Consider the following 22,088-nt stretch of genomic DNA (forward strand, 5'->3'; position numbering starts at 1 on the left):
CTTTTTCGGCAATAATCACCGAAACTCTATGTTGATCGGTCAGCGGACGCAACGAACGAGCGTATTGGGTCCCTCCAATACTCGGGACAGCTCGGCGCCGGTGGCTACTCCACGATGGTCGTTTCGAAGTCGGCCGGCATGGTGATCTCGATCAGTTCGAGATCGTCGGAATGGTCGATTTCCTTGTGCTTCACGCCGGGCGGTTGATAGACGGTCGAACCGGCCACCAGCTTGTGCTGCCCGTAGCCTTCGTATTCGAAGATCGCCCAGCCCTTCAGCACATACACGAACTGGAACTCGAGCGCATGACTGTGGCGCGGCGCGTCAGGATGCTGGCCGGGCACCGCGCGGATGACATGCGCGCCGACCCTGCCGCCGGTCAGTTCCTTCAGCCCGAGCGGCCTGTATTCGAAGAAGGGACGCAGCCCGTCTTTCTTGAAGGAGTCGGGACCGAGATGGCTGACGATGCCGCCGGCGCCCGTTGCCGTCTCTTCCTTGAGCTTCTCCTGCTCGGCTTCGCCGGTCGTGGGAAACAGGTCGGGCATTCGATCCTCCATGATGCTTTCGGCGGAGAATGCCCTGTTCCTGCTTCCGGGTCAGCAGCGTGCGACTTCGCGCATCTGCCAGCACTGCACTTCGCCTTCGATCGGCCGGCCGGAATTGCAGTAATGCAGGTCTTTGTCCTTCTGGAGCCAGAGGCCGTTGGGCACCGCCGCCTTGATCTCGTAACCGGCGCGGATCATCGTGATCGCGGATTGGCCGGGCACGGGATTGTATTGCGTCAGGCAGGAGGAAGCCGTCTGCTGGGTCTGACCGGGAGGCTGCGCCCCCTGGGTCTGCGCAGGCCTTCCGGGGACGGCGCTTTGCTGCGAATAGGCGATCGTTCCGGCGCCAACCAGCACCGCCACCGCGAGCGCCGACGCGCCCGCAAAGAGCATTTTCATTACAAGCTCCTGCGTCAATTCCAGACGTCGAACTGACGGGTCCGGCATCCCCATGCCGGCCCACCCACACACCGGCGCAGGCTAGATATATTGCACTTGAGGCGCAACCTTGAAATCCGGCGCGGAACTACTGGCTCGCCACGGTGATGGTGAGTGTAAAGCTCGCCGCATCGCGGCGGCTGTAGGCCATCAGCAGATAGGGTCCGGTGCGGGGCAGGGCACCAACCCAGGCTGCGGGCTCGTCGGTCGGTCCGGCATCGTGCATCGGCTTGCCGTCGAGGACCGGGGTACCCTCCGCGTTCATCCGGACCAGGGTGCCGGGTTCCCAGATCTGGAACACGACATTGTTGCCGGGAGAAGCGACCATGACGTTCATCGTCTCCCCCTCGCGCCCGGGCACATAATAGAGCCCGCGGGCTCTGGTGTCTGCGAGCGTGCCGGTCACGGTCGTGCTGGCGGGCGCCGCCGATATCGAGAGCGTCCGGATGGCCGGAAGCGGCTGGGCGGAAGCGGGTGCAGCGGCAAGGATCGGCAGGGCGCCGAGGAGAAAGCGTCGGTTCATCGATGCCATCCTAGCAGACGGTTTGGAGTCTGCAGACTATCGTCGCAGAATTCTGGAGGGATGCTCATGCCGAGGACGTTGTTCATCGATTCGACCCCCGACATCGACCGCGTGTGGAAGCAGGTCCATGGCGCTGCGGACATTCCGGTCGTGGTCAACATGGGGCCGGTGTCGGAAGAGCGGGTGCCGGGCATCGTCGAGGGCTACGACACGGTCATCAACGATGCGACCTACTTCAGCGAGCCGACCCTGAAGCGCTGCACCGGGCTGAAGCACATCGTCTTCCTGGGCACCGGCGCTTCGAGCTTTGTCGATGTCGCGGCGGCCGAACGGTTCGGCATCAAGGTCTCGACCATCGGCGGCTACGGCGACACGACGGTCGCCGAGCATGCGATGGGCCTGGTCTTCGCCGCGGCGCGCCACATCGCGACCATGCACGGCATCGTTCGCGGCGGCGGCTGGCGCCCGATGCAGGGCATGGAACTCCGGGGCAAGACACTGGGCGTGGTCGGGCTGGGGGGTATCGGCCGCGAGATGGCGCGCATCGCGCAGGGGATCGGACTCAAGGTGATCGCCTACAACCGCTCGCCCGTTCAGGGCGGATCGGTGTCGATCGACGACCTGCTGGCGCAGTCCGACATCGTGAGCCTGCACCTCGCGCTGAACGACGCGACACGCGGCTTCCTCGATCGCGCGAAGCTGGAGAAAGCCAGGCCCGGTGTCATCATCGTGAACACCGCGCGGGCGGGCCTCGTCGACGAGGTTGCTCTGATTGAGCTGCTGCGCTCCGGCAGGGTCGGCCACTATGCGACCGACGTCTTCGGAAAGGAGCCGACGCCGCCGGACGAGCCGCTGCTCGCGCTCGACAACGTTACGCTGACGGCGCACGCCGGCTACAACACCCCCGAAGCCGCGATGACCATGTACCGCCGCGCCATCGATCTCGCGGCGAAGGGAGTCTGATTTTCTGCAGCCACCGGGGCGGGATCGGACACGGTCTTTCTTTGGTCATGTTGCCACTGTAAGCTTCCTCGCTTTCCCGCTCCCAGAGGACCGGAAAGCAATGGCGCATATCAGACTGAACACTCATCCCAGCCAGGGCGGCCAGCCGGCTCCCCCGGTGGTCTGGGGCGCGCGCGACCCTGCCGTGCGAGGTCCCGTCGTCGGGACGGTCGGCCTTGGGTCGCACCGCAACGTCATCGGCGTTCATTCCGGCAGCTACGGCATCTATCGCGCCCTGGCGATCGCGGCGCAGGAACTCAAGGCCGACCACCGGCCGGATCTCACCAATACCTCGCCAGCAGAGCCCATCGGTCCCTTCGAGGCATGGTTCGACCCGAAGAAGATCGTGTCGCTCGACCCGTGGGGCCATCTGGTCTCCGAGGTCTTCGCCGACAAGCTGGCCGCCGGCTGGGACATCCGCCCGACCATCGCCATCACCAAGGCGCATGTGAACATGCCAGAGATCATGGAGGCCATGGCGGCCGGCCGGTTGAAGCCCGACAACGACATCCTGAGCGGTACCGGCGACGTGAAGGTGACCAAGGCCGCGATCGAGCCGGTCTGGTGGCTGCCCGGCATCGCCGAGCGTTTCGGCGTCAAGGAGACCGACCTGCGCCGCACGCTCTTCGAGCAGACGGGCGGCATGTACACCGAACTGGTGACGCGACCCGACCTCGAACTGTTCCTGCCACCGATCGGCGGCGCCACGGTCTATTTCTTCGGCGACGTGTCGAAACTCGGCAAGCAGGAGACGAAGATCGCCTGCCGCCTCCATGACGAGTGCAACGGGTCCGACGTGTTCGGCTCCGATATCTGCACCTGCCGGCCCTATCTCGCGCACGGAATCGAGATCTGCATCGACATGGCACAGCGCGGCGGCGTCGGTGTCGTCATCTACAATCGCAAGGAAGGACGGGCGCTGGGCGAGGTGACGAAGTTCCTCGTCTACAACGCCCGCAAGCGCCAGCCCGGCGGCGATTCGGCGGCGCAGTACTTCAACCGCACCGAATGCGTGGCGGGCGTGCAGGACATGCGCTTCCAGGAGCTGATGCCCGATATCTTCCATTGGCTGGGCGTCAGCCGCATCGACCGCTTCGCCTCGATGAGCAACATGAAGTCCGACGCGCTGCGCGAGCAGGGCATCGAGATCGTCGAGCAGGTGCCGATCCCCGAGCACCTGATCCCCGCCGACGCGCTGGTGGAAATGGATGCCAAGAAGGCCGCAGGCTATTTCAGCCCGACCAAGCCCGGCTCGAACGAGCTGGCGCGCGCCAAGGGGCGTGGCCTCGATGAATGATTCATCGGAGCGCGCTCTTTGGCTTCAATTCACTTCATCTTGTCATCCTGAGCGCAGCGAAGGATCCTTCGCTGCGCTCAGGATGACACCGGTTCGCGGGCGCACATCTTGAGAAACGATCTGGCTTATCTCCGCACCCCCGTCGCGATCCGTGAGCGGGCGGGCAAGATCCTGAAGTATGTCGTGGATGGGCAATCGCAGTGGTTCCAGCTCGACGCCAATGGGCTGGAAGCCGCGGTGCAGGCGACGCTCGCCGTCGCGCGCGAGCGGTTTCCCGATCCGGCGGCTATTCCGTTCCACTCGCGCTGGAGGCATTTCGAGGCCGGCGGACGTGATCGCTGGAGCGCGCTGGCCGAGCGGCTGGCGCACCTGCCGCCGGAAGAAATCGCGCGTCGCCGCATGGACCTCGCGGTCGTATCCGTCCTGCTCGACGCCGGCGCGGGCGCGGCCTGGAGCTATCGGGAGCCCGGTACCGGCGAGACCCATGCCCGTTCCGAGGGGCTGGGCGTTGCCAGCTTTCACATGTTCGCCAACGGCGCGTTCAGCCGCGACGCCAAGGGCGATCCATTGAGGGTCGATGCCGAGCGCCTGGCGGCGCTCACGCCGATGGACATCGCCATGGGCTTCCAGGTGAAAGCGCACAATCCGCTGCTCGGCCTCGAGGGCCGCGCCGAACTGCTGCGCAAGCTGGGCGGTGTCGGACTGGAGCGGCCGGGGGCGCTGTTCGACGTCGTGGCGACTGGTGGCGAGGTGAAGGCCGAAACCATCCTGGCCGCCGTGCTCGACAGGCTCTCGCCGATCTGGCCTTCGCCGCGCGGCGACGTGTGGGAGCATCCGGTGGTCGGGCTCGTGCCGTTCCACAAGCTCTCGCAATGGATGAGCTATTCGCTGGTCGAACCGATCGAGGGAGCAGGCCTGAAAGTCGTGGCCCTCGATGCGCTGACCGGCCTGCCGGAGTATCGCAACGGCGGCCTGCTGGTCGATGCCGGCGCGCTGCGGCCCAGGCAGCGGGTGCTGCTGGAGAAGAGCTTCGCACCGGGCGACGAGGCGATCGTGGAATGGCGGGCGCTCACCGTCGCGCTGCTCGACCAGATTGCCGAGCATGTCCGGCTGCATTTGGGTATGGATGCGCAGCGCCTGCCGCTGGTGAAGGTGCTGGAGGCCGGCACGTGGTTTGCGGGACGGCGACTGGCCGCGGAGCGCCGCCCGGACGGCGGCCCGCCTATCACCGTCGAGAGTGACGGCACGGTGTTCTAGCATCTGAAGTGTTGCCCACCCTTCGAGACGCGGTCCTGCGGACCGCTCCTCAGGATGAGGTTGAGAGTATTGGTTTGGGATAGACCTCATCCTGAGGAGCATCGCGCAGCGATGCGTCTCGAAGGATGGGCCACGTGAGGGGGAGCCTTTGATGTCATTGCCGCACTCGATCCATGTCGTGACGCATCCTCTGGTGCAGCACAAGCTCACCAAGCTGCGCGACAAGGCGACGTCGAGCACGAATTTTCGCCGCCTGCTGCGCGAGATTGGCTTGTTGCTGGGCTACGACGCCACGCGCGACCTGGCGATGGTGGATGTGCGCATCGAAACACCGATCGAGGCGATGGACGCACCGATGCTCGACGGCAAGAAGCTGGTCGTCGTGCCGATCCTGCGTGCCGGCCTCGGCCTGGCCGAAGGGGTAATCGACCTCGTGCCGCTGGCCCGTGTCGGCCATGTCGGACTCTATCGCGACCCGCGCACGCTGCAGGCCGTCGAGTATTACCTGAAGCTCCCGCAGGACATCTCCGACCGCGACGTCATCGTCTGCGACCCGATGCTGGCCACTGCCCATTCGGCCATTGCCGCGGTCGACCGGTTGAAGGAATCCGGGGCCAGGCGAATCAAGTTCATCTGCGTGCTGGGTTCGGAGCAGGGCGCGCGGACCTTCGCCGAGGTCCATCCCGACGTACCGGTCTTCGCGGCAGCAATCGATGCAAAACTCAACGATCACGGGTATATTGTTCCCGGGCTCGGCGATGCGGGCGACCGTCTCTTCGGGACCAAATAACAACAACGGGAGAAACATCGATGTCTCCGGACCTGAAGTACCTCCTCTTCTCCGTGATCCTGACGTTCGTCCAGATGCTGGTGGCGGCCACGGGCGCCAACCGGGCGGTCGGCCTGCCCATCCTGGCCGGCAACCGCGAAGGCGTGCCCGAGATCAAGGGCTGGGCCGGACGCGCCAAGCGCGCTCATCTCAACATGGTCGAGAACATGGTGCTGTTCGCGGCACTGGTGTTGGTCGCCGCGGTGGCCGGCAAGGCCAACGCCATGACGGCGATGGGCGCGGCGATCTTCTTCTGGGGCCGCGTCGCCTACGCCGTGATCTACGTCGCCGGCATCGCCTGGCTGCGCACGCTTGCGTGGTTCGTGTCGGTGATCGGCATGGTCCTGATCGCCATCGAGCTTCTGAAGGCGATGTAGCAAACCGAGCTTTAAGAAGGGACCGTCGTCTCGACCGAAGCACCGAAGGTGCGGAGTGGAGAGACCTTCCCTCTACGTAAAGCCGGCAAATTGTGGAGCGAAGATCTCTCCGCTCCGCGTTGCGCGCGCCGGTCGAGATGACGGGTTAGTTCTTCCCATGCCCTTGCGGCATGGCGCCCATCGCCTGGACGTTGAGCTGCACGTCGATGCTGCCGGCTTTCTCGAACACGAGTGTCACCGGCACCTTGGCGTCCTTGGCGAGCGGTGCCTTCAGTTCCATGAACATGATGTGATAGCTGCCGGGCTTCAGCATGACGGTGGCGCCCGGCGGGATGTCGAGGCCCTTGGCGAGTTCACGCATGCGCATGACGCTGCCGTCCATCTGCATCTCGTGGATCTCGACCTTCTCGGACGCGGTGCTGCGGGCGGAGACCAGCCTGTCGGCCGTCGTGCCCTTGTTGGTGATGGTCATGAAACCGCCGCCGGTGCGGGCGGTCGGGGCGGTAGCGCGCGTCCACGGCGTGGTGATCTCGAGTGAACCCAGCTTGTAATCCTGGGCCATCGAAGGCACTGCCAGCAGAGAGACGGCGGTGACGAGGAAGAGGCGACGGGCGAGCATGGTACGGACTCCTGATGAATGAGTTCGGGGGATCAGCGATTTTTCTGCGCGTCGAGCCAGGCACGAGCCTCGGCAAGATCGACGACGCCGGCAAGTACGATCTCCTGGCCGGTCGGATGGAGCTGGCCGGTCGGGATGTCGGGCAGCCAGACGCCGGGAACGTGGTTCACGAACTGGTCGACGCCGGCTTTCGGACTGCACTGGAACCGCTCGCGCGCCAGCCCTGGTCGGATTGTTTGCGAACCATGGCGGAAGTACACACGAAAGCGAACGCAGTGGAAGGGGACAGCTTGTCGCCTTATGGTCCCGCCGCAGCTTCTCGGGGGAGAACCTACATGGGTAAGAACGACACGCCGCGAGTCATCGTGGCTTTTCTGGACAGCGGCATCGGTTGGTTCCTGGCGCGGCTGGTGCTGACCTTCGTGTTCTGGAGCGCGGGTCTCGCGCATCTGATCGAATTCCAGCACAGCGTCGCCGAGCTGAAGGCGCTCCGCCTGGAACCGGCGGGCATCCTCAACATCGTCCTGGTCGCGACCTTGCTGATCGGTTCCCTGATGATCCTGTTCGATCGCTGGCTGTGGCTGGGCTGCGGCATCCTGAGCGGCTTCCTCGTGGTCGCCATCCTGCTCGCCCATCCGTTCTGGACGATGCAGGAGCCCGCGCGCACGCCGCACTTCCGCGTCGCCATGGAACACATCTCGCTCATCGGCGGCCTGATGGCCTGCGCCGTCGCCGGTCGCCTGCGCGACTTGCGGCGCTAGGCTTCGTCTCACTCAAACTCCTCTCCCCCTAGCGGTGGAGAGGAACATGAAGGGTTAGGCCAGCAGCGCTGCCAGGCGCTTGTCTTTCGTCCTTCGTGCGAATGTGTGCAGGAGCCACATCGTGCCGACCTGGAAGCCGTGGAAGGTACGGCTGCCGTCGCGCAACTCCTCCAGGAAGCGGGCGAACGGGACTTCGTGGGTGACGATCACCTCGCTGTCGTCGAGCTTCGGCTCGGCGACCTTGCGGGCGTCGAGCGCCACGAAGCAGTGGACGCGATTGTTGAGGCGCGGTGCATTGGCGAAGAAGCTGCCGAGCGGGTGCCACTCGTCGCTGGCGAATCCGGTCTCTTCCAGCAACTCACGCTTCATGTGCTCGACCGGCGTGCCCGGTCCCTCGATGATGCCGCTGGGCAGTTCGACCACGGTCTGCGCCGCGCCATGGCGATACTCCTCGACCAGGACCACGTTGCCGTCGTGGGTGAGGGCAATGGCCGTGCTCCAGTCGGGCTGCTCGATGACGTGGAAGGGCGCGAGCACCCGGCCGTTGGGCAGTTCGACCGTGTCGGAGCGAAGGGTCAGCCAGCGGTCGCGGTAACTGTACTTCGAGTCCAGAACCTTCCAGGGCGGGACGGTCGTGCGCTCGTCCGCCACTTCAGACCGCCGTCCAGCCGCCGTCGACAACCAGCTCGGCACCGGTGACGTAAGAGGATTCGTCGGAGGCCAGGAACAGGATCGCGTTAGCCACCTCGTCGACCTCGCCGGCGCGGCCGAGCGGCACGCCTTTCAGTGTCTTGGCGCGCTGCACCGGATCGGCGGTGCGGCCGGAGGTGCGCATCGGCGGCATCAGGCCGGGATGCACCGAGTTTACCCGGATACCGTCCTTTCCGTGCTGCGCCGCCGCCGCCTTGGTGATCAGCCGCACGGCGCCCTTCGATGCGTTGTAGCCGACATGGATGTAGGCCTGCCCCACGATGCCCGAGATCGAGGACAGGTTGACGACCGAGCCCGGCCCGCCGGTCTTGCGGATGGCGGCGATGCCGTACTTCATGCCGAGGAAGACGCCGGTCGAGTTGATGTCCATCAGCTTGTGCCACAGCGCCGTATCGTAGAGATCCTCGGCGGCCGAACCCGAGATGCCGGCGTTGTTCACCAGCACGTTGAGGCCACCGTGGGCGGCTACCGTCTTGTCGACCGCCTCCTGCCACTGGGCTTCGCTCGTGACGTCGAGATGCACGTAGCTTGCAGTGCCGCCGGCCTTCCTGATCTCGGCGACGACCGCCTCGCCGTCCGTGTCGAGCACGTCGGCCACGACCACCGCCCTGGCGCCCTCGCGGGCAAAAAGACGCGCGGTGGCTGCACCCATCCCGCTCGCGGCGCCGGTGACCAGCGCAACCTTGTCCTTCATTCTCATGGCCGTTTCCTCAGGCGATCTTGAGGCCGATGATGCCCGCCACGATCAGGCCGATCGAGACGATGCGAAGGGTCGAGGCGGTGTCGCCGAAGGCCAGGATGCCAACGGTGAAGGCACCCACGGCGCCGATACCCGTCCAGATGGCATAGGCAGTGCCCATCGGGATGGTGCGCTGTGCCCACATAAGCAGCGCCCCGCTCACCACGATGGCAACGACGGCGAGAAGCAACCATCCCGGCCTGGGGCCCTGGTCGGTCCAGCCGAGTTTCAGCCCAACGGGCCAGCCGATTTCGCAGAGTCCCGCCAGAAAAAGAGCTATCCAAGCCATTAAGTGTCTCCCCCGCAGCAAGTGCTGTCATTGACGGCAACGTTACAGCCTGTAACGATCAAGGATTGCACGCATCTTGCAGCATAGCGAGGGCGGCATTGGGAAGGCATCGATCTTGGGAGTTTCGAAATGAACGAACGTGAAATCCGTGGCCTCGTCGGAAAGGTGAAGGCCGGCAAGCTTTCGCGACGTGGTTTCGTGCAGGCGATGATGGCGGTGGGCATCGGAGCGCCGGTCGCCGGCCAGATCCTCGTTTCGTCGGGCGTGGCGATGGCGCAGCCGGCCTCGACCTACAAGCCGACCAAGCGGGGCGGCGGTGGCCCGCTCAAGCTGCTGTGGTGGCAGGGTCCGACCCTGCTGAACCCGCATTTCGCGGTCGGCACCAAGGACCAGGACGGTTCGCGCCTGTTCTACGAGCCGCTGGCAGCGTGGGATCCGGACGGCAACCTCAAGCCCAAGCTGGCTGCCGAGATTCCGACCAAGGAGAATGGCGGCCTTTCCGCCGACGGCCTGACGGTAACGTGGAAGCTGAAGCAGGGTGTCACCTGGCATGACGGCAAGCCGTTCACGGCCGACGACGTCGTGTTCAACTGGGAATATGCCAAGGACCCGGCGACGGCCGCCTATACGATCGCGTCGTACCAGGACGTCATGGTCGCGAAGGTCGACCAGTACACGGTGACGGTGAAGTTCAAGAAGCCGACGCCGTTCTGGGCCGATGCCTTCGTCGGAACGCGCGGCATGCTGATCCCCAAGCACCTGTTCGCCGACTATATCGGCGCCAAGTCGCGCGACGCACCCACCAATCTGAAGCCGGTCGGTACCGGCCCCTACATGTTCAAGGACTTCAAGCCGGGCGATCTGGTGACGGGCGTCATGAACCCGAACTACCACCAGGCCAACAAGCCGTATTTCGACAGCGTCGAGATGAAGGGCGGCGGTGACGCCGTTTCGGCGGCGCGCGCGGTGCTGCAGACTGGCGAGTTCGATTTCGCCTGGAACCTGCAGGTCGAGGACGAAATCCTTTCGCGCCTGGAGAAGGGCGGCAAGGGCAGCGTCTCGGTCACGCCGGGCGGCAACATCGAGTTCCTGCTCCTGAATACGACCGACCCGTGGACGGAAGTCGACGGCGAGCGGTCGAGCCTGAAGACCAAGCACCCGACGCTCAGCGATCCGGAAGTGCGCAAGGCGATGGCGCTGCTGGTCGACAACAAGTCGATCCAGGACCACATCTACGGCCGCACCGGTCCGGCGACCCGCAACTTCCTCTACGGTCCGCCGCGCTTCGATTCCAAGAACAACCCGATCGAGTTCAACGTCGACAAGGCCAACGACATCCTCGAGAAGGCCGGCTGGAAGAAGGGCGCCGACGGCATCCGTGCCAAGGACGGCAAGAAGCTCAAGTTCGTCTACCAGACCTCGATCAACCAGCCCCGCCAGAAGACGCAGGCCATCATCAAGCAGGCGGCCCAGAAGGCGGGCATCGACATCGAGCTCAAGTCGGTGACGGCGTCGGTCTTCTTCTCGTCGGACGTGGCCAATCCGGACACGTACACGAAGTTCTACACCGACCTCGAAATGTACACGACGACCATGGGCCAGCCCGATCCGGGCACGCACATGCTTCAGTTCGTCTCGACGGAAGCCGCCACCAAGGCCAACAAGTGGCAGGGCCGCAACATCACCCGCTGGCAGAGCCCCGAGGCCGACAAGATCTACCGCGAGACCGAGGCGGAGCTCGATCCCGTCAAGCGCGCTGCCTCGTTCATCAAGTTGAACGACCTCGCCATCCAGAACCAGATCGTGATGGGCATCGTGCAGCGCCCGACGGTCTCGGCCAAGACGGCGAAGCTCAACTGCAACATCAGCGGCTGGGACAACAACACCTCGGATCTCAGCGACTGGTTCAAGGACGCGTAAATCCGCAACGCCCTCCCTGCATGAGCAGGGAGGGCTTTCTTTTTTGCAGGTCATCGCGTGAGCAGGCAGTACGTAATCCGGAAGCTCCTGATCATGATCCCGAGTCTGCTCGGGATCAGCATCGTGCTCTTCGCCCTCCTGGCCATGGCGCCGGGAGATCCCTTCGACGAATTGGCGACAAACCCGGCGGTACCGCCCGAGGTGCGCGCCGCGCTGCGTGCCAAGTTCGGTCTCGATGACCCGATCTGGATGCGTTACTGGCACTGGCTGTTTGCCCTCATGCAGGGCGACTGGGGCTTCTCCTTCGTCAGCCGCATGGACGTGAGCACGCTGATCATGCAGCGCCTGCCCGTGACGCTGGTCGTCATTGGCGCCTCGCAGATCCTGGCCATCGTGATCGCCATTCCGGTCGGCGTGCTGGCGGCAACGCGGCCCTATTCGCTGTTCGACCAGATTGCCAACACCTTCGCCTTCATCGGCTTCTCCCTGCCGACCTTCTTTACCGGCCTGGTGCTGATCCTGGTCTTCTCGATCCAGCTCGACTGGCTGCCCTTCGTCTACCGCGCCGACATCACGGCGACCGGCTGGGCGTTCTACTGGGAGCATATCAAGCAGTCGATCATGCCGGTGACGGTGCTCGGCCTCTTCCAGGGCGCGGCGCTGGTGCGCTTCGTGCGATCCTCGGTGCTCGACGTCATCCGCCTCGACTACGTCACCACGGCGCGGTCGAAGGGCATCGGCGAACGCAAGGTCATCACCCGGCACGTCGTGCGCACGGCCCTGATCCCGGTGGTTACGCTCGTCGCCCTGCAGATGCCCATCGTCTTCAGCGGCGCCATCGTCACTGAGCAGATCTTCCGCGTGCCCGGCATCGGCTCGCTGCTGATCACCTCGATGCTTTCCAACGACACGCCCGTCGTCATGGGCGTCACCTTCGTCTCGGCCTGCCTGGTCGTCGTCTTCAACCTCATCGCAGATATCCTTTATGGCTGGCTCGACCCCCGCATCGCTTTCCGCTAGCGCTTCCGCCGGGAACCCGGCCGCGCGCAAGGCGCAGGGCTTTTCGCCCTGGCAGGAGGCGTGGCGCCGCTTCCGGCGGCACAGGATGGCGCTGTTCTCGGCTTTCGCCCTGGGCCTGATCCTGTTCGGCGTTCTGGCCGGGCCGCTCATCTGGCGGGTGCCCATCAACGAGATCGACTTCGCCGCCAAGCTGCAGGGGCCGTCCTGGGCCCATCCGCTGGGCACCGACGATCTGGGCCAGGACCTGCTGTCACGGCTGATCTACGGCGGCCGCATCTCGATCGCGGTCGGTTTCGCGGCGATGGTCGTCGCCATCTTCTTCGGCGTGCTGGTCGGCGCCGTCGCCGGCATGTCGAGCGGACGGGTCGACGCGGCGCTGATGTGGGTCACCGACCTCTTCCTGTCGCTGCCGCAGCTCCCGCTGCTCCTGCTGGTCATCTACCTGTTCCGCGAGCCGGTGAAGGGCGTGCTGGGCGTCGAGGGTGGCGCCTTCGTGCTGATCGTCGCGGTCATCGGCGGCACGCGCTGGATGTCCGCCGCGCGCCTGGTGCGCGCGCAGTTCCTCTCCCTGCGCGAAAAGGAATTCGTCGAGGCGGCCCGCGCGCTGGGGGCCTCGCGTATCCGCCAGGTGACCCAGCACATCCTGCCCAACGCTCTGGGCCCGGTGATCGTGGTCGCGACCATCGACGTCGCCGCGGCCATCATCGCGGAGTCGACGCTGTCGTTCCTCGGCCTCGGCTTCCCGTCGGACGTGCCGACCTGGGGCAGCGTGCTGCGCGACGCCAAGGATTATCTCGACATCGCCCCGCACTGGGCGCTGTTCCCCGGCTCGCTGATCTTCATCACGGTGCTGGCGATCAACTTCATCGGCGACGGACTGCGCGACGCGCTCGATCCGCGGCGTGTTCTCTAGGACTGGTGTAGCGTGACCGAACCCCTGCTGGATATTCGCGGTCTCAAGACCTGGTTCAAGACCGACGACGGCATGGTCCGCGCGGTCGACGGCGTCGATCTCCACATCGACCGTGGCGAGACGCTGGGCGTCGTGGGCGAATCGGGCTGCGGCAAGACCGTCACTGCCCGTTCGGTGCTGAAGCTGATCGACATGCCGCCCGGCCGCTTTGAGGCCGGGCAGATCCTGTGGCAGGGACGGGACCTGATCCCGCTTTCCATGGACGAGATGGACAAGATCCGCGCCAAGGAGATCGCCATCATCTTCCAGGAGCCGATGACCTCGCTCAATCCGGTTTATACGGTGGGCGACCAGATCGCCGAGGTGATCGCGCTGCACCAGAAGCTGTCGCGCAAGCAGGCGATCGCCGGTGCCGCTGAGATGCTGCGGCTGGTCGACATTCCCAATCCGCAGCGCCGCGTGCACGACTATCCGCACCAGTTCTCGGGCGGCATGCGCCAGAGGGTGATGATCGCCATGGCGCTTTCCTGCCAGCCCAAGCTGCTGATCGCCGACGAGCCGACCACCGCCCTCGACGTCACCATCCAGGCGCAGATCCTGGAGCTGATGCAGGAGATGAAGGAACGGTTCGGCATGGCGATCATGCTGATCACCCACGCAATGGGCGTGGTCGCCGAGACCTGCCAGCGCGTCACCGTCATGTATGCCGGCAACGTCGTCGAGGAGGCCTCGGTCGAGGCGCTGTTCGGCGATCCGCGACATCCCTACACGCAGGGCCTGATCCGCTCCATCCCGCGCGTCGATCGCTCGGCCGAGAAGAAGCAGCGGCTCGAGGCCATCGCGGGCACCGTGCCGAACCTGCTCGACCCGCCGCCGGGTTGCCGCTTCGCCGCGCGCTGCAAGTTCGCCATGGATATCTGCACCCAGGGCTTGCCGCCGCTCAAGGAAGTCGGGCCCGGGCACTACGTGAGGTGCGTGCTGTGAGCGCCCCTGTTGCTTCCAAGGCGACCGGGACGGCCCCGGAAACCGCCAAGCCGCTTCTCTCGGTCCGCGACCTGCGCAAGCATTTCGCGATCCGTGGCGGAATCCTGTCGCGCGTGGTCGACAAGGTCCATGCCGTCGACGGCGTCAGCTTCGACATCGAGGCCGGCGAGACCCTGGGCGTCGTGGGCGAATCCGGTTGCGGCAAGTCGACGACCGGCCGCTGCATCCTGCGCCTGATCGAGCCCAGTTCGGGCGAGGTCTGGTTCCAGGGCGCCAACGTCATGAAGATGGACCACAACGCGCTGCAGGCGATGCGGCGCGACATGCAGATCATCTTCCAGGATCCCTATGCGTCGCTCAATCCGCGCCTCACGATCGGCGCCATCATCGGCGAGGCGCTGATCATCCATAAGCTGGTGAAGTCGCGCCAGGCGATGGAAGACCGCGTCGTGCAGCTCCTCGAGACGGTCGGCCTGCGGCCCGACCACATGCGCCGCTTTCCGCACGAATTCTCCGGCGGCCAGCGCCAGCGCATCGGCATTGCCCGCGCTCTCGCCGTCGAGCCCAAGCTGCTGATCTGCGACGAGCCGGTGTCGGCGCTCGACGTGTCGATCCAGGCGCAGGTGATCAATCTTCTGGAGGACCTGCAGGAGCAGTTCGGCCTCACCTACCTTTTTATCGCCCACGATCTCAGCGTGGTGGAGCACATCTCGACGCGCATCGCCGTGATGTATCTCGGCCGCGTCGTCGAGATCGCGCCGGCGGCGGAACTCTACGACACGCCGATCCACCCCTATTCGGAAGCGCTGCTGTCGGCCGTGCCGATCCCCGACCCGACGATCAAGCGCAAACGCATCATGCTGCAGGGCGACGTGCCCAACCCGATCCGTCCGCCCTCGGGCTGCCACTTCCACACCCGCTGCCCGATCGCGCGTCCCGATTGCTCGCAGCGCGCGCCGGTGCTCGAAGAGAAGCGCCCGGGCCATTGGGCGGCCTGTCACTACCGGGATTAGGCTGGGGGCGCGCCACTCCAGTGGCGCGATCTTCCTCGAACTTGACGCGCCAATGGAGTGGCGCGCCCCCAGCAATGATCCCTGCTGATCTCTTTCGCGGCATAGGAGTGGCGGCTACAAGTCAGCCCCCCCAACCGCCGAGGATCCCATGTCAGAGGACAGCAAGAAGCCGGCGAGCGCCATCCTTACCGAGAATGAGGAAGCACTCTTCCAGATCATGAAGATCGTCATTGCGACCGTTGCGGCGGGCGACCCGGTCAAGGGCAAGCAGCTGGACGATCAGCTCACCTATCTGAAGAACGCCTTTTACTCGAACGGGAAGAAGAAGGCGGCGATCATGGCCGAATCGATCCGGATCGCAGCCTTCGCCTCGAGCCGCGATGCCGCCCGTCTGGCAGGCCTGCGGGAAAGCTCGAAGGTAAATTCGTAGTACGCGCCTTTGGTGCCCCCGGCCGGACTCGAACCGGCACGACCCTTACGGATCAAGCGATTTTAAGTCGCTGGCGTCTACCAATTCCGCCACGGGGGCCCCGCGCGGGTGACCTTAGTCAGGGTCGATTCCCGTGTCATCCCGTTCAGGCGTCGTCGCTCACCGCGAAGCGCTTCGGCGACAGCGACTCTTCGGTGACGCCGAGGTCGGCCACTTCGGCGGGGAGAGGCTTGCCCAGCGCCAGCGCGGCGGCGAGCTGGCCGGCAGCGTAGCCGGTCTGGATGCCGTAGCCGCCCTGGCCGGCCAGCCAGAAGAAGCCCTCGATCTTCGGGTCGTAGCCCGCGACGAGATTCTTGTCGTGGACGAAGGAGCGCAGGCCCGCCCACTTGTTCTTGATGCGGCGGATTTCGAGCGTGCTCGCCGTCTCGATTCGCTCGACGGCGGTGGCGACGTCGATCTCCTCGGGCTGGGCGTCGCAGGGCGGCGAGGGCGTCTCGTCGGCCAGCGAGCCCAGGAACTGACCGACCTCGGGCTTGAAGTAGAAGCTTTCGTCGAAGTCGATCATCATCGGCAGCGGCCCGAGGTCGAGCCCCTGCGGGGCGTCGAAGGTGAAGGCGGTGCGCCGCTTCGGCACCAGGCCGATCGGCACGCAGCCGGCGAGGCCGCCCAGCACGTCGGCCCAGGCGCCGGCTGCGTCGATGACGTTGGCCGCGCGGATGGCGTCACCGTCGCCGCGCAAGGTGATGTTCCACATCCCGTCGAAGCGCTCGAGGCCCAGGACCTCGGCGTCGAGCCGCAGCACGGCCCCGGCGGCGCGCGCGCCCTTCAGGAAGCCGCCATGGATCGCGGCCACGTCCATGTCGTCGGCCTCGGGCTCGAACACCGCGCCGCCGCCCGCCGCCTCGGGCCTCAGGATGGGGAGGCGGCGCAGCACTTCGGCCGGCTCCAGCCAGCGCACCGAGGGCACGAGCTGGGCATAGTCGGCGGCGGCGGCCTTCACCGCGGCCTCCTGCCCGGCGCGGCCCGCGACCAGCGCGCCGCGCGGCGTCAGCAGCGGATGGTCGGAGAAGCCTTGCGGCGGATTGCGGTAGAACCGCCCCGAGGCGACCGTGATGGCGCGGATCTGGGCACTGCCGTAGGTCTCCGAGTGCAGCGCGGCGGAGCGGCCCGTCGTGTGATAGGCGGGCACGTTCTCGCGCTCGAGGATGATCACCTTCGCATGGGGCGCGAGGTGATAGGCGACGGAGACGCCGGCAATGCCGGCGCCGACAATGGCGAAATCGAAATCCTGCATGGGCGGCACATTGCAAGGTCGATGCCGTGCCTGCAATAGTCGGCAGGCGAGGAAACAGATCCAATGAACATCGCCCATCTGCTGCTGGGCTCCGCGCAGGAGTTCCGCGACCTGCCCGCGCTGGCGCGCGGGACGTCACCGCACCTCAACTATCGGGACCTGTGGCGCAAGGTCTCGGTGATGAGCACGCATCTGGCGGGCCGGTTCGGCCTGTCGCGCGGCGACCGCGTGGCCTTCGCCATGTCCAACTGCGTCGAATCGATCGAGGTCATGTACGCGATCTGGCACGCCGGGCTCTGCGCGGTGCCGATGAACGCCAAGCTGCATGCCAGGGAATTCGCGTTCATCCTGGAGAATTCCGGAGCCAGGCTCTGTTTCGTGACGCCAGACCTCGCCGACACGATCGCCGAGGCTGCCAAGGAGGCGCCGGAACTCAAGGAGATCGTCGACGTCACGACGCGTTCCTACACGTTCATGGCGGTCGGCGATCCGAGCCCGATCGCCGATGCCGAGCCCACCGATCTCGCCTGGCTGTTCTACACGTCGGGCACGACGGGCCGTCCCAAGGGCGCCATGCTCACCCATCGCAATCTGCTGGCGATGACCCTGAACTATTTCGCCGATGTCGACCGGCCGGCGCCCGGAGGGTCGATCGTGCATGCCGCCCCGATCAGCCACGGTTCGGGCCTGTGGAATTTCCCGATGCTGGCACGCGGCTCGGTGCAGGTGTTTCCCGAGAGCGGCAAGTACGAGGTGCCGGAGACGGTCGAGCTCATGAACCGCTGGCCCGAATGCTCGATCTTCCTCGCGCCCACGATGGTGAAGCGGCTGATCGAGCATGGCAGCGTGGCCGACCTGAAGCCCGATGCACTGCGGCTCATCACCTATGGCGGCGCGCCGATGTACGTGTCGGACCTCAAGCGCGCGCTCGACCTGCTGGGCAACAAGCTGATGCAGCTCTACGGCCAGGGCGAGAGCCCGATGACCATCACCCATCTCAGCCGCGAGTATCACTGGGACCGCAGCCATCCGCGCTGGGAGCAGCGCCTGGCCTCGGCCGGGCGCGCCGATTCCTGCATGGAGGTAAGGGTGGTCGACGAGGAAGGCCGCCTGCTTCCCGTGGGCGAGGTTGGCGAGATCATCTGCAAGGGCGATCCCGTGATGGCCGGCTACTGGAACAACCCGGAGGCCACGGCGCGCTCGCTGCGCGACGGCTGGCTGTGGACCGGCGATGTCGGCGCCTTCGACGAGGAGGGGCTGCTGACCCTCAAGGACCGCTCGAAGGACATGATCATCTCGGGCGGCTCCAACATCTATCCGCGCGAGATCGAGGATGTGCTGAACCTGCATGCCGGCGTCGCCGAGTGCTCGGTGGTCGGCCGCCCGCATCCCGAATGGGGCGAGGAGGTCGTGGCCTTCATCGTGGCCCGCGGCGACCAGACCCTGTCACCGGCTGAACTCGACAAGCTCTGCCTCGACAACATCGCCCGCTTCAAGCGGCCGAAGGACTACAGGTTCATCGAGGCGCTGCCGAAGAACAACTACGGCAAGATCCTGAAGACGGAGCTGCGCAAGCTGCTTTGATCGTCTTTTTCATGTTCCTCTCCCCCTTTGGGGAGAGGCTAGGTGAGGGGGAATGCAGGACGAAGCGACTGCGCGGGCCCGAGAACTACGTCGCGATGGGAGTCGCGCGGAGCGAATCTGCTGGGAGCTTCTTCGAGGGCGCCGCCTGAATGGGTTCAAATTCAGGCGGCAGCACTCCATCGGTCCGTACTTTGCCGACTTCGCCTGCATATCGCTCAAGATCGTTATCGAAATCGATGGCGATCATCATGCCTTCCAAGTTGAGACCGATAATCGACGCACGGCGGCGATGGAACAGGACGGATGGCGTGTACTGCGATTCTGGGCAAATCAAGTTGTCGAGAATCCGGAAGGTATATGGACGGAGATCGAACAGGCTCTCTTGGCAAGCGCCCCTCACCTAGCCTCTCCCCCAAGGGGGAGAGGAACATGAAATGATTGCGCAATGAGGAATGTTGTCATGCTGACCGAAGCGAAGCATCTTTCAGCGGCATAGAGATTGAGGAGGACAATCACATGGGCAACCTGATCGACTTCAAGCGTCCCGACGGATCGACCTGCAAGGGCTATCTGGCCGAAGCGGGCAAGGGCCGGCCGGGGATCGTGGTGATCCAGGAATGGTGGGGGCTCAACGACCAGATCTGCGGCGTCGCCGATCGCTTCGCGCGGCAGGGCTACAACGCGCTGGCGCCCGATCTCTACAAGGGCCGCGTGACGCAGAAGCCGGACGAGGCCAATCACATGATGAGCGGTCTCGACTTCGTCGGCGCCTCCGACCAGGACATCGCCGGTGCGGTGACGCATCTCGCGGGAATGGGCGGCAAGGTTGGCGTGATGGGCTTCTGCATGGGCGGCGCGCTCACCATCGCGGCCTGTGCCCGAATCGGCGGCATCTCCTGCGGCGTGCCCTTCTACGGCATCCCGCCGGGACAGTTGGCCGATCCGGCCAAAATCAAGGTGCCGCTGCAGGGCCACTTTGCGAACAAGGATGACTGGTGCACGCCCGCCGCCGTCGACGCGCTCGAGAAGGCGATGAAGGGTGCCGGGCATTCGCCGGAGATATTCCGCTACGACGCCGCGCACGCTTTCTTCAGCGAACGCAGCGAGGCCTACGACGTAAAGTCGGCCAATGCCGCGTGGGAGCGGATGCTCGAATTCCTGAAGAAGCATCTGTGATCATCGGAGCGCGCCACTCCATGGCGCTCTTCTCATGACTCATGAGCGCAACTGGAGTTGCGCGCTCCAATGACGATCCGTCCGTCCTTCGGCCTCGCCATCGTCGGGCTGGGCGCGTCGCTGGCGCCGCTCGACATTGCGGTCAACGTCGCACTGCCGGCGATCACGGCGCACTTCAGGCTGGCGCTGGGCGACGTGCAGTGGCTGGTGATCTGCTACGTGCTGGTCTACGGCTCGCTGATGCTGGTCTGCGGCAAGCTGGGCGACCTGTTCGGCCATCGGCTGATCTTCCGTATCGGCCTTGCGATCTCCGCGATCGGCTGCGCTGCCTGCGCTGCGGCGCCCGACTGGCCGTTGTTCCTGTGGGCGCGCGGCGTGCAGGGGATCGGCACGGCGCTGGCGCTGTCCTGCACCCCGGCGCTGGCCACCTCGTTGTTCCCCGAGAGCGACCGCACCAAGGCCCTGGCGGGCTTCGCCAGCACGATGGCGATCGCCGCTGCGGTCGGTCCCGTTCTTGGCGGCGTGCTGGTCGAGTTGTGGGGCTGGCCCGCCGTCTACTGGGTGCGCGTGCCGATCGCACTGGTGACGCTGGCGCTGTCGGGCCTGCTGCCGTCGCCGAAGCCCGACTCGCGGCCGTTCGATGCGCTGGGCGCGGTGCTGCTGGCGGCCTGCATGAGCACGCTGCTGCTCTCGCTGGTCTTCTCCCAGCGCAAGGAGATCGCGGGCCTCTGGGCGCTGGGGATGGCCGTCGTGGCGCTGGCCCTGCTGTTTTCCTACGTGCGCCGCGCCAACAGCGTGTCCGAGCCGATCATCCGGCCCGCGCTCTTCGCCGATCCGCGCTTCACGATCCCCAACGTGCTGAACGCGCTGGCCAATCTCGCGGGCTTCGCGATCCTGCTGCTCACGCCCTATTACCTGGTGAACGTGCTGAAGCTCACGCCGCTCGGCGTCGGCATCGTGCTGGCGATGGCCTTCGGCGGCAGCCTGACCGGCGCGCCGCTCTCGGCCTTCCTGGTGCGTCGCATCGGCCAGCGCCCCACCGTCTTCGCCGGCATCGCCTGCGTCGGGCTTGGCCTGCTGCCGCTCGGCTTCACCGGGATCAACACGCCCGTGCTCGTGGTGGCCGCGCTGCTGGTCCTCGAAGGTGTCGGGCAGGGGCTGCTCACCGTCGCTTATACCGACATCGTGACGGCGACCCTGCCGCCGCGCGATCGCGGCGTCGCGGGCAGCCTGTCCTTGCTCACCCGCACCATCGGCATCGTCGCCGGCGCCTCGGTCCTGACGGCGCTGCAGGCCCACGGCGCGCAGGGCTTCATGAACATGGCGGGTTTCCTCGCGGGCTACCGCTTCGCCTTCGTGATGGCGGGGGGCGGCCTGCTCGCGGTGCTGCTGCTGTCGCTCTTCTGGCCGCGTGTTTGGTCAAAAAGTTAGTGTGCAAAGTAGGCCCATCACCGTAGCGTTTGGGAGATATCTACGCTCCAGACGTAACGCGAAGGGAATTTGCGATGCGCTTTATTTACGTCGATGAGGCCGGAACTTCGGATCTTGAACCAATATCGCTGGTTGCAGGAATTATTGTAGAAGCAGACACACAGTTGGCGATCGTTGAAAATCTCGTGAAGGAGGTCGTTGGTGCCGTGCCAGCGATATTTCGACGTGATTTCATCTTTCATGCACTTGATGTTTGGCATGACGGAAAATACCGATCAGATTGGTCACTCGCCGATCGTATGCACATCATGACTAGCATGATGGGTATCCCTAGGAAATTGGGACTTCCAATTGCCGTAGGAATGCAGAGACGAGATTCGCCTGCTCCATCCGAAAGTTTGCCTACACAATTGACTAAGAGTCAGTGGGATCACTTGATGTGCTTCGGATACTGTCTCTGCAAAGCGGATGCCAATATTAGGGATCATGGTGGGCCTACAGAGATTGGTACTGTTGTAGCTGAAGATTTGCCTTCGGGAATTCTCAAGCAACTCCTCAAGAAGGCGCCGACTATGTGGCGCGAATCTTTCGTGCATAAACCCGGACACTTGAGACCGCGTCTCCTTGATAAACAACAAGGATACATGACACAGCGGGGAGAGATGCGTGTCACAAGAATACGCGACATCGTTCACTTCGTAGAGAAGGGCGATGATGCGATTCTGCAAGTTGCTGATGCTGTGGCTTTCGGACTTAGGCGCTATTTTTCTGGGCAGTCTGCAGGTCAAGAATTCATCGAGGCGATTCTTGGTTTTGCGCCACCGCTCGCTGATTGGGATGGCCCAAGTAACTATGCATGCTGGAGCCATGGCGACAATGCGCCCAGATACTCGGCCTGGCCGCGGATATAGGCGAACGGATACTAAATATTGCTTC

The 22,088-nt window shown here is 65.0% G+C and carries 26 protein-coding genes and 1 tRNA gene; 17 read left to right on the top strand and 10 right to left on the bottom strand.

The features are described from left to right. Positions 1-104: 104 nt before the first annotated feature. From KQ910_RS20135 to KQ910_RS20145, 3 genes are all read right to left on the bottom strand, one after another. Positions 105-545, bottom strand: coding sequence for a cupin domain-containing protein (locus KQ910_RS20135; protein WP_216964603.1), 441 nt, complete (start codon positions 543-545; stop codon positions 105-107). Positions 546-596: 51 nt separating this feature from the next. After that, positions 597-944, bottom strand: coding sequence for a hypothetical protein (locus KQ910_RS20140; RefSeq protein WP_216964605.1), 348 nt, complete (start codon positions 942-944; stop codon positions 597-599). Between the two features lie 127 nt (positions 945-1,071). Then, positions 1,072-1,506, bottom strand: coding sequence for a hypothetical protein (locus tag KQ910_RS20145; RefSeq protein WP_216964607.1), 435 nt, complete (start codon positions 1,504-1,506; stop codon positions 1,072-1,074). Positions 1,507-1,572: 66 nt separating this feature from the next. On the opposite strand from KQ910_RS20145, the gene KQ910_RS20150 reads away from it, so the two are divergent. The 5 genes from KQ910_RS20150 (at position 1,573) to KQ910_RS20170 (ending at position 6,268) form a co-directional block, all read left to right on the top strand. Continuing rightward, positions 1,573-2,469, top strand: a complete 897-nt coding sequence (locus KQ910_RS20150; RefSeq protein ID WP_216964609.1) for a 2-hydroxyacid dehydrogenase — start codon at positions 1,573-1,575, stop codon at positions 2,467-2,469. 100 nt (positions 2,470-2,569) lie between these two features. Then, complete coding sequence (locus KQ910_RS20155) at positions 2,570-3,805, top strand: GTP cyclohydrolase II (RefSeq protein ID WP_216964611.1); 1,236 nt, start codon at positions 2,570-2,572, stop codon at positions 3,803-3,805. Positions 3,806-3,913: 108 nt separating this feature from the next. Continuing rightward, entirely contained in the window at positions 3,914-5,062 is a 1,149-nt protein-coding gene (locus KQ910_RS20160; RefSeq protein WP_229600831.1) for a URC4/urg3 family protein, read from the top strand. 151 nt (positions 5,063-5,213) lie between these two features. Further along, positions 5,214-5,852 carry a uracil phosphoribosyltransferase gene (upp, locus tag KQ910_RS20165; RefSeq protein WP_216964612.1) on the top strand — a complete coding sequence of 213 codons (639 nt, stop codon included), beginning with the start codon at positions 5,214-5,216 and terminating at the stop codon, positions 5,850-5,852. A 20-nt stretch (positions 5,853-5,872) separates the two neighbouring features. After that, a complete protein-coding gene (locus tag KQ910_RS20170) occupies positions 5,873-6,268 on the top strand; it encodes an MAPEG family protein (RefSeq protein ID WP_216964614.1) in 396 nt (131 codons plus the stop codon). 145 nt (positions 6,269-6,413) lie between these two features. Here the strand turns inward: KQ910_RS20170 and KQ910_RS20175 are convergent, their stop codons facing one another. Together KQ910_RS20175 and KQ910_RS20180 are read right to left on the bottom strand one after the other, a co-directional pair. Then, positions 6,414-6,887 carry a copper chaperone PCu(A)C gene (locus KQ910_RS20175; RefSeq protein WP_216964617.1) on the bottom strand — a complete coding sequence of 158 codons (474 nt, stop codon included), beginning with the start codon at positions 6,885-6,887 and terminating at the stop codon, positions 6,414-6,416. 32 nt (positions 6,888-6,919) lie between these two features. Next, positions 6,920-7,057, bottom strand: coding sequence for a hypothetical protein (locus tag KQ910_RS20180; protein WP_216964619.1), 138 nt, complete (start codon positions 7,055-7,057; stop codon positions 6,920-6,922). A gap of 165 nt (positions 7,058-7,222) precedes the next feature. On the opposite strand from KQ910_RS20180, the gene KQ910_RS20185 reads away from it, so the two are divergent. After that, on the top strand, positions 7,223-7,648 hold the full coding sequence (locus KQ910_RS20185) for a DoxX family protein (RefSeq protein WP_216964622.1): 426 nt from the start codon (positions 7,223-7,225) through the stop codon (positions 7,646-7,648). Between the two features lie 54 nt (positions 7,649-7,702). Here the strand turns inward: KQ910_RS20185 and KQ910_RS20190 are convergent, their stop codons facing one another. Genes KQ910_RS20190 through KQ910_RS20200 form a run of 3 tightly spaced genes read right to left on the bottom strand, consistent with a single transcriptional unit; the run spans position 7,703 to position 9,387 of the window. Then, positions 7,703-8,299, bottom strand: a complete 597-nt coding sequence (locus tag KQ910_RS20190) for an NUDIX hydrolase (RefSeq protein WP_216964624.1) — start codon at positions 8,297-8,299, stop codon at positions 7,703-7,705. A 1-nt stretch (position 8,300) separates the two neighbouring features. Next, positions 8,301-9,053, bottom strand: a complete 753-nt coding sequence (locus KQ910_RS20195; RefSeq protein ID WP_369408399.1) for a glucose 1-dehydrogenase — start codon at positions 9,051-9,053, stop codon at positions 8,301-8,303. Positions 9,054-9,069: 16 nt separating this feature from the next. Continuing rightward, complete coding sequence (locus tag KQ910_RS20200; protein WP_216964628.1) at positions 9,070-9,387, bottom strand: DMT family transporter; 318 nt, start codon at positions 9,385-9,387, stop codon at positions 9,070-9,072. A 129-nt stretch (positions 9,388-9,516) separates the two neighbouring features. On the opposite strand from KQ910_RS20200, the gene KQ910_RS20205 reads away from it, so the two are divergent. From KQ910_RS20205 to KQ910_RS20230, 6 genes are all read left to right on the top strand, one after another. Continuing rightward, positions 9,517-11,307 carry a peptide ABC transporter substrate-binding protein gene (locus KQ910_RS20205; RefSeq protein ID WP_216964630.1) on the top strand — a complete coding sequence of 597 codons (1,791 nt, stop codon included), beginning with the start codon at positions 9,517-9,519 and terminating at the stop codon, positions 11,305-11,307. Between the two features lie 57 nt (positions 11,308-11,364). Continuing rightward, on the top strand, positions 11,365-12,327 hold the full coding sequence (locus KQ910_RS20210) for an ABC transporter permease (RefSeq protein WP_369408400.1): 963 nt from the start codon (positions 11,365-11,367) through the stop codon (positions 12,325-12,327). Next, a complete protein-coding gene (locus tag KQ910_RS20215; protein WP_216964634.1) occupies positions 12,293-13,240 on the top strand; it encodes an ABC transporter permease in 948 nt (315 codons plus the stop codon). The genes KQ910_RS20210 and KQ910_RS20215 overlap by 35 nt, the downstream gene beginning before the upstream one ends. Before the next feature lie 72 nt (positions 13,241-13,312). Then, complete coding sequence (locus KQ910_RS20220; protein ID WP_216965804.1) at positions 13,313-14,224, top strand: ABC transporter ATP-binding protein; 912 nt, start codon at positions 13,313-13,315, stop codon at positions 14,222-14,224. Further along, positions 14,221-15,237, top strand: a complete 1,017-nt coding sequence (locus KQ910_RS20225) for an ABC transporter ATP-binding protein (RefSeq protein WP_216964636.1) — start codon at positions 14,221-14,223, stop codon at positions 15,235-15,237. The genes KQ910_RS20220 and KQ910_RS20225 overlap by 4 nt, the downstream gene beginning before the upstream one ends. 148 nt (positions 15,238-15,385) lie before the next feature. After that, positions 15,386-15,667 carry a hypothetical protein gene (locus KQ910_RS20230; RefSeq protein WP_216964638.1) on the top strand — a complete coding sequence of 94 codons (282 nt, stop codon included), beginning with the start codon at positions 15,386-15,388 and terminating at the stop codon, positions 15,665-15,667. A gap of 10 nt (positions 15,668-15,677) precedes the next feature. Here KQ910_RS20230 and KQ910_RS20235 read toward each other — a convergent pair. Both KQ910_RS20235 and KQ910_RS20240 read right to left on the bottom strand, forming a co-directional pair. Next, positions 15,678-15,766: transfer RNA gene (locus KQ910_RS20235), tRNA-Leu, on the bottom strand. Positions 15,767-15,812: 46 nt separating this feature from the next. Continuing rightward, positions 15,813-16,961, bottom strand: coding sequence for an NAD(P)/FAD-dependent oxidoreductase (locus KQ910_RS20240; protein WP_216964640.1), 1,149 nt, complete (start codon positions 16,959-16,961; stop codon positions 15,813-15,815). A gap of 63 nt (positions 16,962-17,024) precedes the next feature. Between KQ910_RS20240 and KQ910_RS20245 the strand changes: the two genes are divergently transcribed. The 5 genes from KQ910_RS20245 to KQ910_RS20265 all read left to right on the top strand — a co-directional run bounded on the left by KQ910_RS20245 (position 17,025) and on the right by KQ910_RS20265 (position 22,063). Next, positions 17,025-18,545 (top strand): AMP-binding protein, encoded by a 1,521-nt coding sequence (locus KQ910_RS20245; RefSeq protein WP_216964642.1) that lies wholly within the window; start codon positions 17,025-17,027, stop codon positions 18,543-18,545. Between the two features lie 52 nt (positions 18,546-18,597). Beyond that, positions 18,598-18,978 carry an endonuclease domain-containing protein gene (locus KQ910_RS20250; protein WP_216964645.1) on the top strand — a complete coding sequence of 127 codons (381 nt, stop codon included), beginning with the start codon at positions 18,598-18,600 and terminating at the stop codon, positions 18,976-18,978. 83 nt (positions 18,979-19,061) lie between these two features. Continuing rightward, the gene (locus tag KQ910_RS20255; protein WP_216964647.1) at positions 19,062-19,721 is read left to right on the top strand and encodes a dienelactone hydrolase family protein; all 660 of its coding nucleotides are present in this window, start codon (positions 19,062-19,064) and stop codon (positions 19,719-19,721) included. Between the two features lie 69 nt (positions 19,722-19,790). Next, positions 19,791-21,152 carry an MFS transporter gene (locus KQ910_RS20260; protein ID WP_216964649.1) on the top strand — a complete coding sequence of 454 codons (1,362 nt, stop codon included), beginning with the start codon at positions 19,791-19,793 and terminating at the stop codon, positions 21,150-21,152. 74 nt (positions 21,153-21,226) lie between these two features. After that, the gene (locus KQ910_RS20265) at positions 21,227-22,063 is read left to right on the top strand and encodes a DUF3800 domain-containing protein (protein WP_216964651.1); all 837 of its coding nucleotides are present in this window, start codon (positions 21,227-21,229) and stop codon (positions 22,061-22,063) included. Positions 22,064-22,088: the final 25 nt, after the last annotated feature.

Origin of the sequence: Reyranella humidisoli (assembly GCF_019039055.1) — a bacterium.
Lineage (GTDB): Bacteria > Pseudomonadota > Alphaproteobacteria > Reyranellales > Reyranellaceae > Reyranella > Reyranella humidisoli.

Bases quoted from the DNA above. Each gene is read 5' to 3' on its own strand.
- KQ910_RS20215 (WP_216964634.1), top strand. From the start codon at position 12,293: ATGGCTGGCTCGACCCCCGCATCGCTTTCCGCTAGCGCTTCCGCCGGG.
- KQ910_RS20145 (WP_216964607.1), bottom strand. From the start codon at position 1,506: ATGAACCGACGCTTTCTCCTCGGCGCCCTGCCGATCCTTGCCGCTGCA.
- KQ910_RS20240 (WP_216964640.1), bottom strand. From the start codon at position 16,961: ATGCAGGATTTCGATTTCGCCATTGTCGGCGCCGGCATTGCCGGCGTC.
- KQ910_RS20230 (WP_216964638.1), top strand. From the start codon at position 15,386: ATGTCAGAGGACAGCAAGAAGCCGGCGAGCGCCATCCTTACCGAGAAT.
- KQ910_RS20175 (WP_216964617.1), bottom strand. From the start codon at position 6,887: ATGCTCGCCCGTCGCCTCTTCCTCGTCACCGCCGTCTCTCTGCTGGCA.
- KQ910_RS20265 (WP_216964651.1), top strand. From the start codon at position 21,227: ATGCGCTTTATTTACGTCGATGAGGCCGGAACTTCGGATCTTGAACCA.
- KQ910_RS20200 (WP_216964628.1), bottom strand. From the start codon at position 9,387: ATGGCTTGGATAGCTCTTTTTCTGGCGGGACTCTGCGAAATCGGCTGG.
- KQ910_RS20135 (WP_216964603.1), bottom strand. From the start codon at position 545: ATGCCCGACCTGTTTCCCACGACCGGCGAAGCCGAGCAGGAGAAGCTC.
- KQ910_RS20250 (WP_216964645.1), top strand. From the start codon at position 18,598: ATGCAGGACGAAGCGACTGCGCGGGCCCGAGAACTACGTCGCGATGGG.
- KQ910_RS20140 (WP_216964605.1), bottom strand. From the start codon at position 944: ATGAAAATGCTCTTTGCGGGCGCGTCGGCGCTCGCGGTGGCGGTGCTG.
- KQ910_RS20150 (WP_216964609.1), top strand. From the start codon at position 1,573: ATGCCGAGGACGTTGTTCATCGATTCGACCCCCGACATCGACCGCGTG.
- KQ910_RS20255 (WP_216964647.1), top strand. From the start codon at position 19,062: ATGGGCAACCTGATCGACTTCAAGCGTCCCGACGGATCGACCTGCAAG.
- KQ910_RS20195 (WP_369408399.1), bottom strand. From the start codon at position 9,053: ATGAAGGACAAGGTTGCGCTGGTCACCGGCGCCGCGAGCGGGATGGGT.
- KQ910_RS20220 (WP_216965804.1), top strand. From the start codon at position 13,313: ATGGTCCGCGCGGTCGACGGCGTCGATCTCCACATCGACCGTGGCGAG.
- KQ910_RS20260 (WP_216964649.1), top strand. From the start codon at position 19,791: ATGACGATCCGTCCGTCCTTCGGCCTCGCCATCGTCGGGCTGGGCGCG.
- KQ910_RS20155 (WP_216964611.1), top strand. From the start codon at position 2,570: ATGGCGCATATCAGACTGAACACTCATCCCAGCCAGGGCGGCCAGCCG.
- KQ910_RS20170 (WP_216964614.1), top strand. From the start codon at position 5,873: ATGTCTCCGGACCTGAAGTACCTCCTCTTCTCCGTGATCCTGACGTTC.
- KQ910_RS20185 (WP_216964622.1), top strand. From the start codon at position 7,223: ATGGGTAAGAACGACACGCCGCGAGTCATCGTGGCTTTTCTGGACAGC.
- KQ910_RS20245 (WP_216964642.1), top strand. From the start codon at position 17,025: ATGAACATCGCCCATCTGCTGCTGGGCTCCGCGCAGGAGTTCCGCGAC.
- upp (WP_216964612.1), top strand. From the start codon at position 5,214: ATGTCATTGCCGCACTCGATCCATGTCGTGACGCATCCTCTGGTGCAG.
- KQ910_RS20205 (WP_216964630.1), top strand. From the start codon at position 9,517: ATGAACGAACGTGAAATCCGTGGCCTCGTCGGAAAGGTGAAGGCCGGC.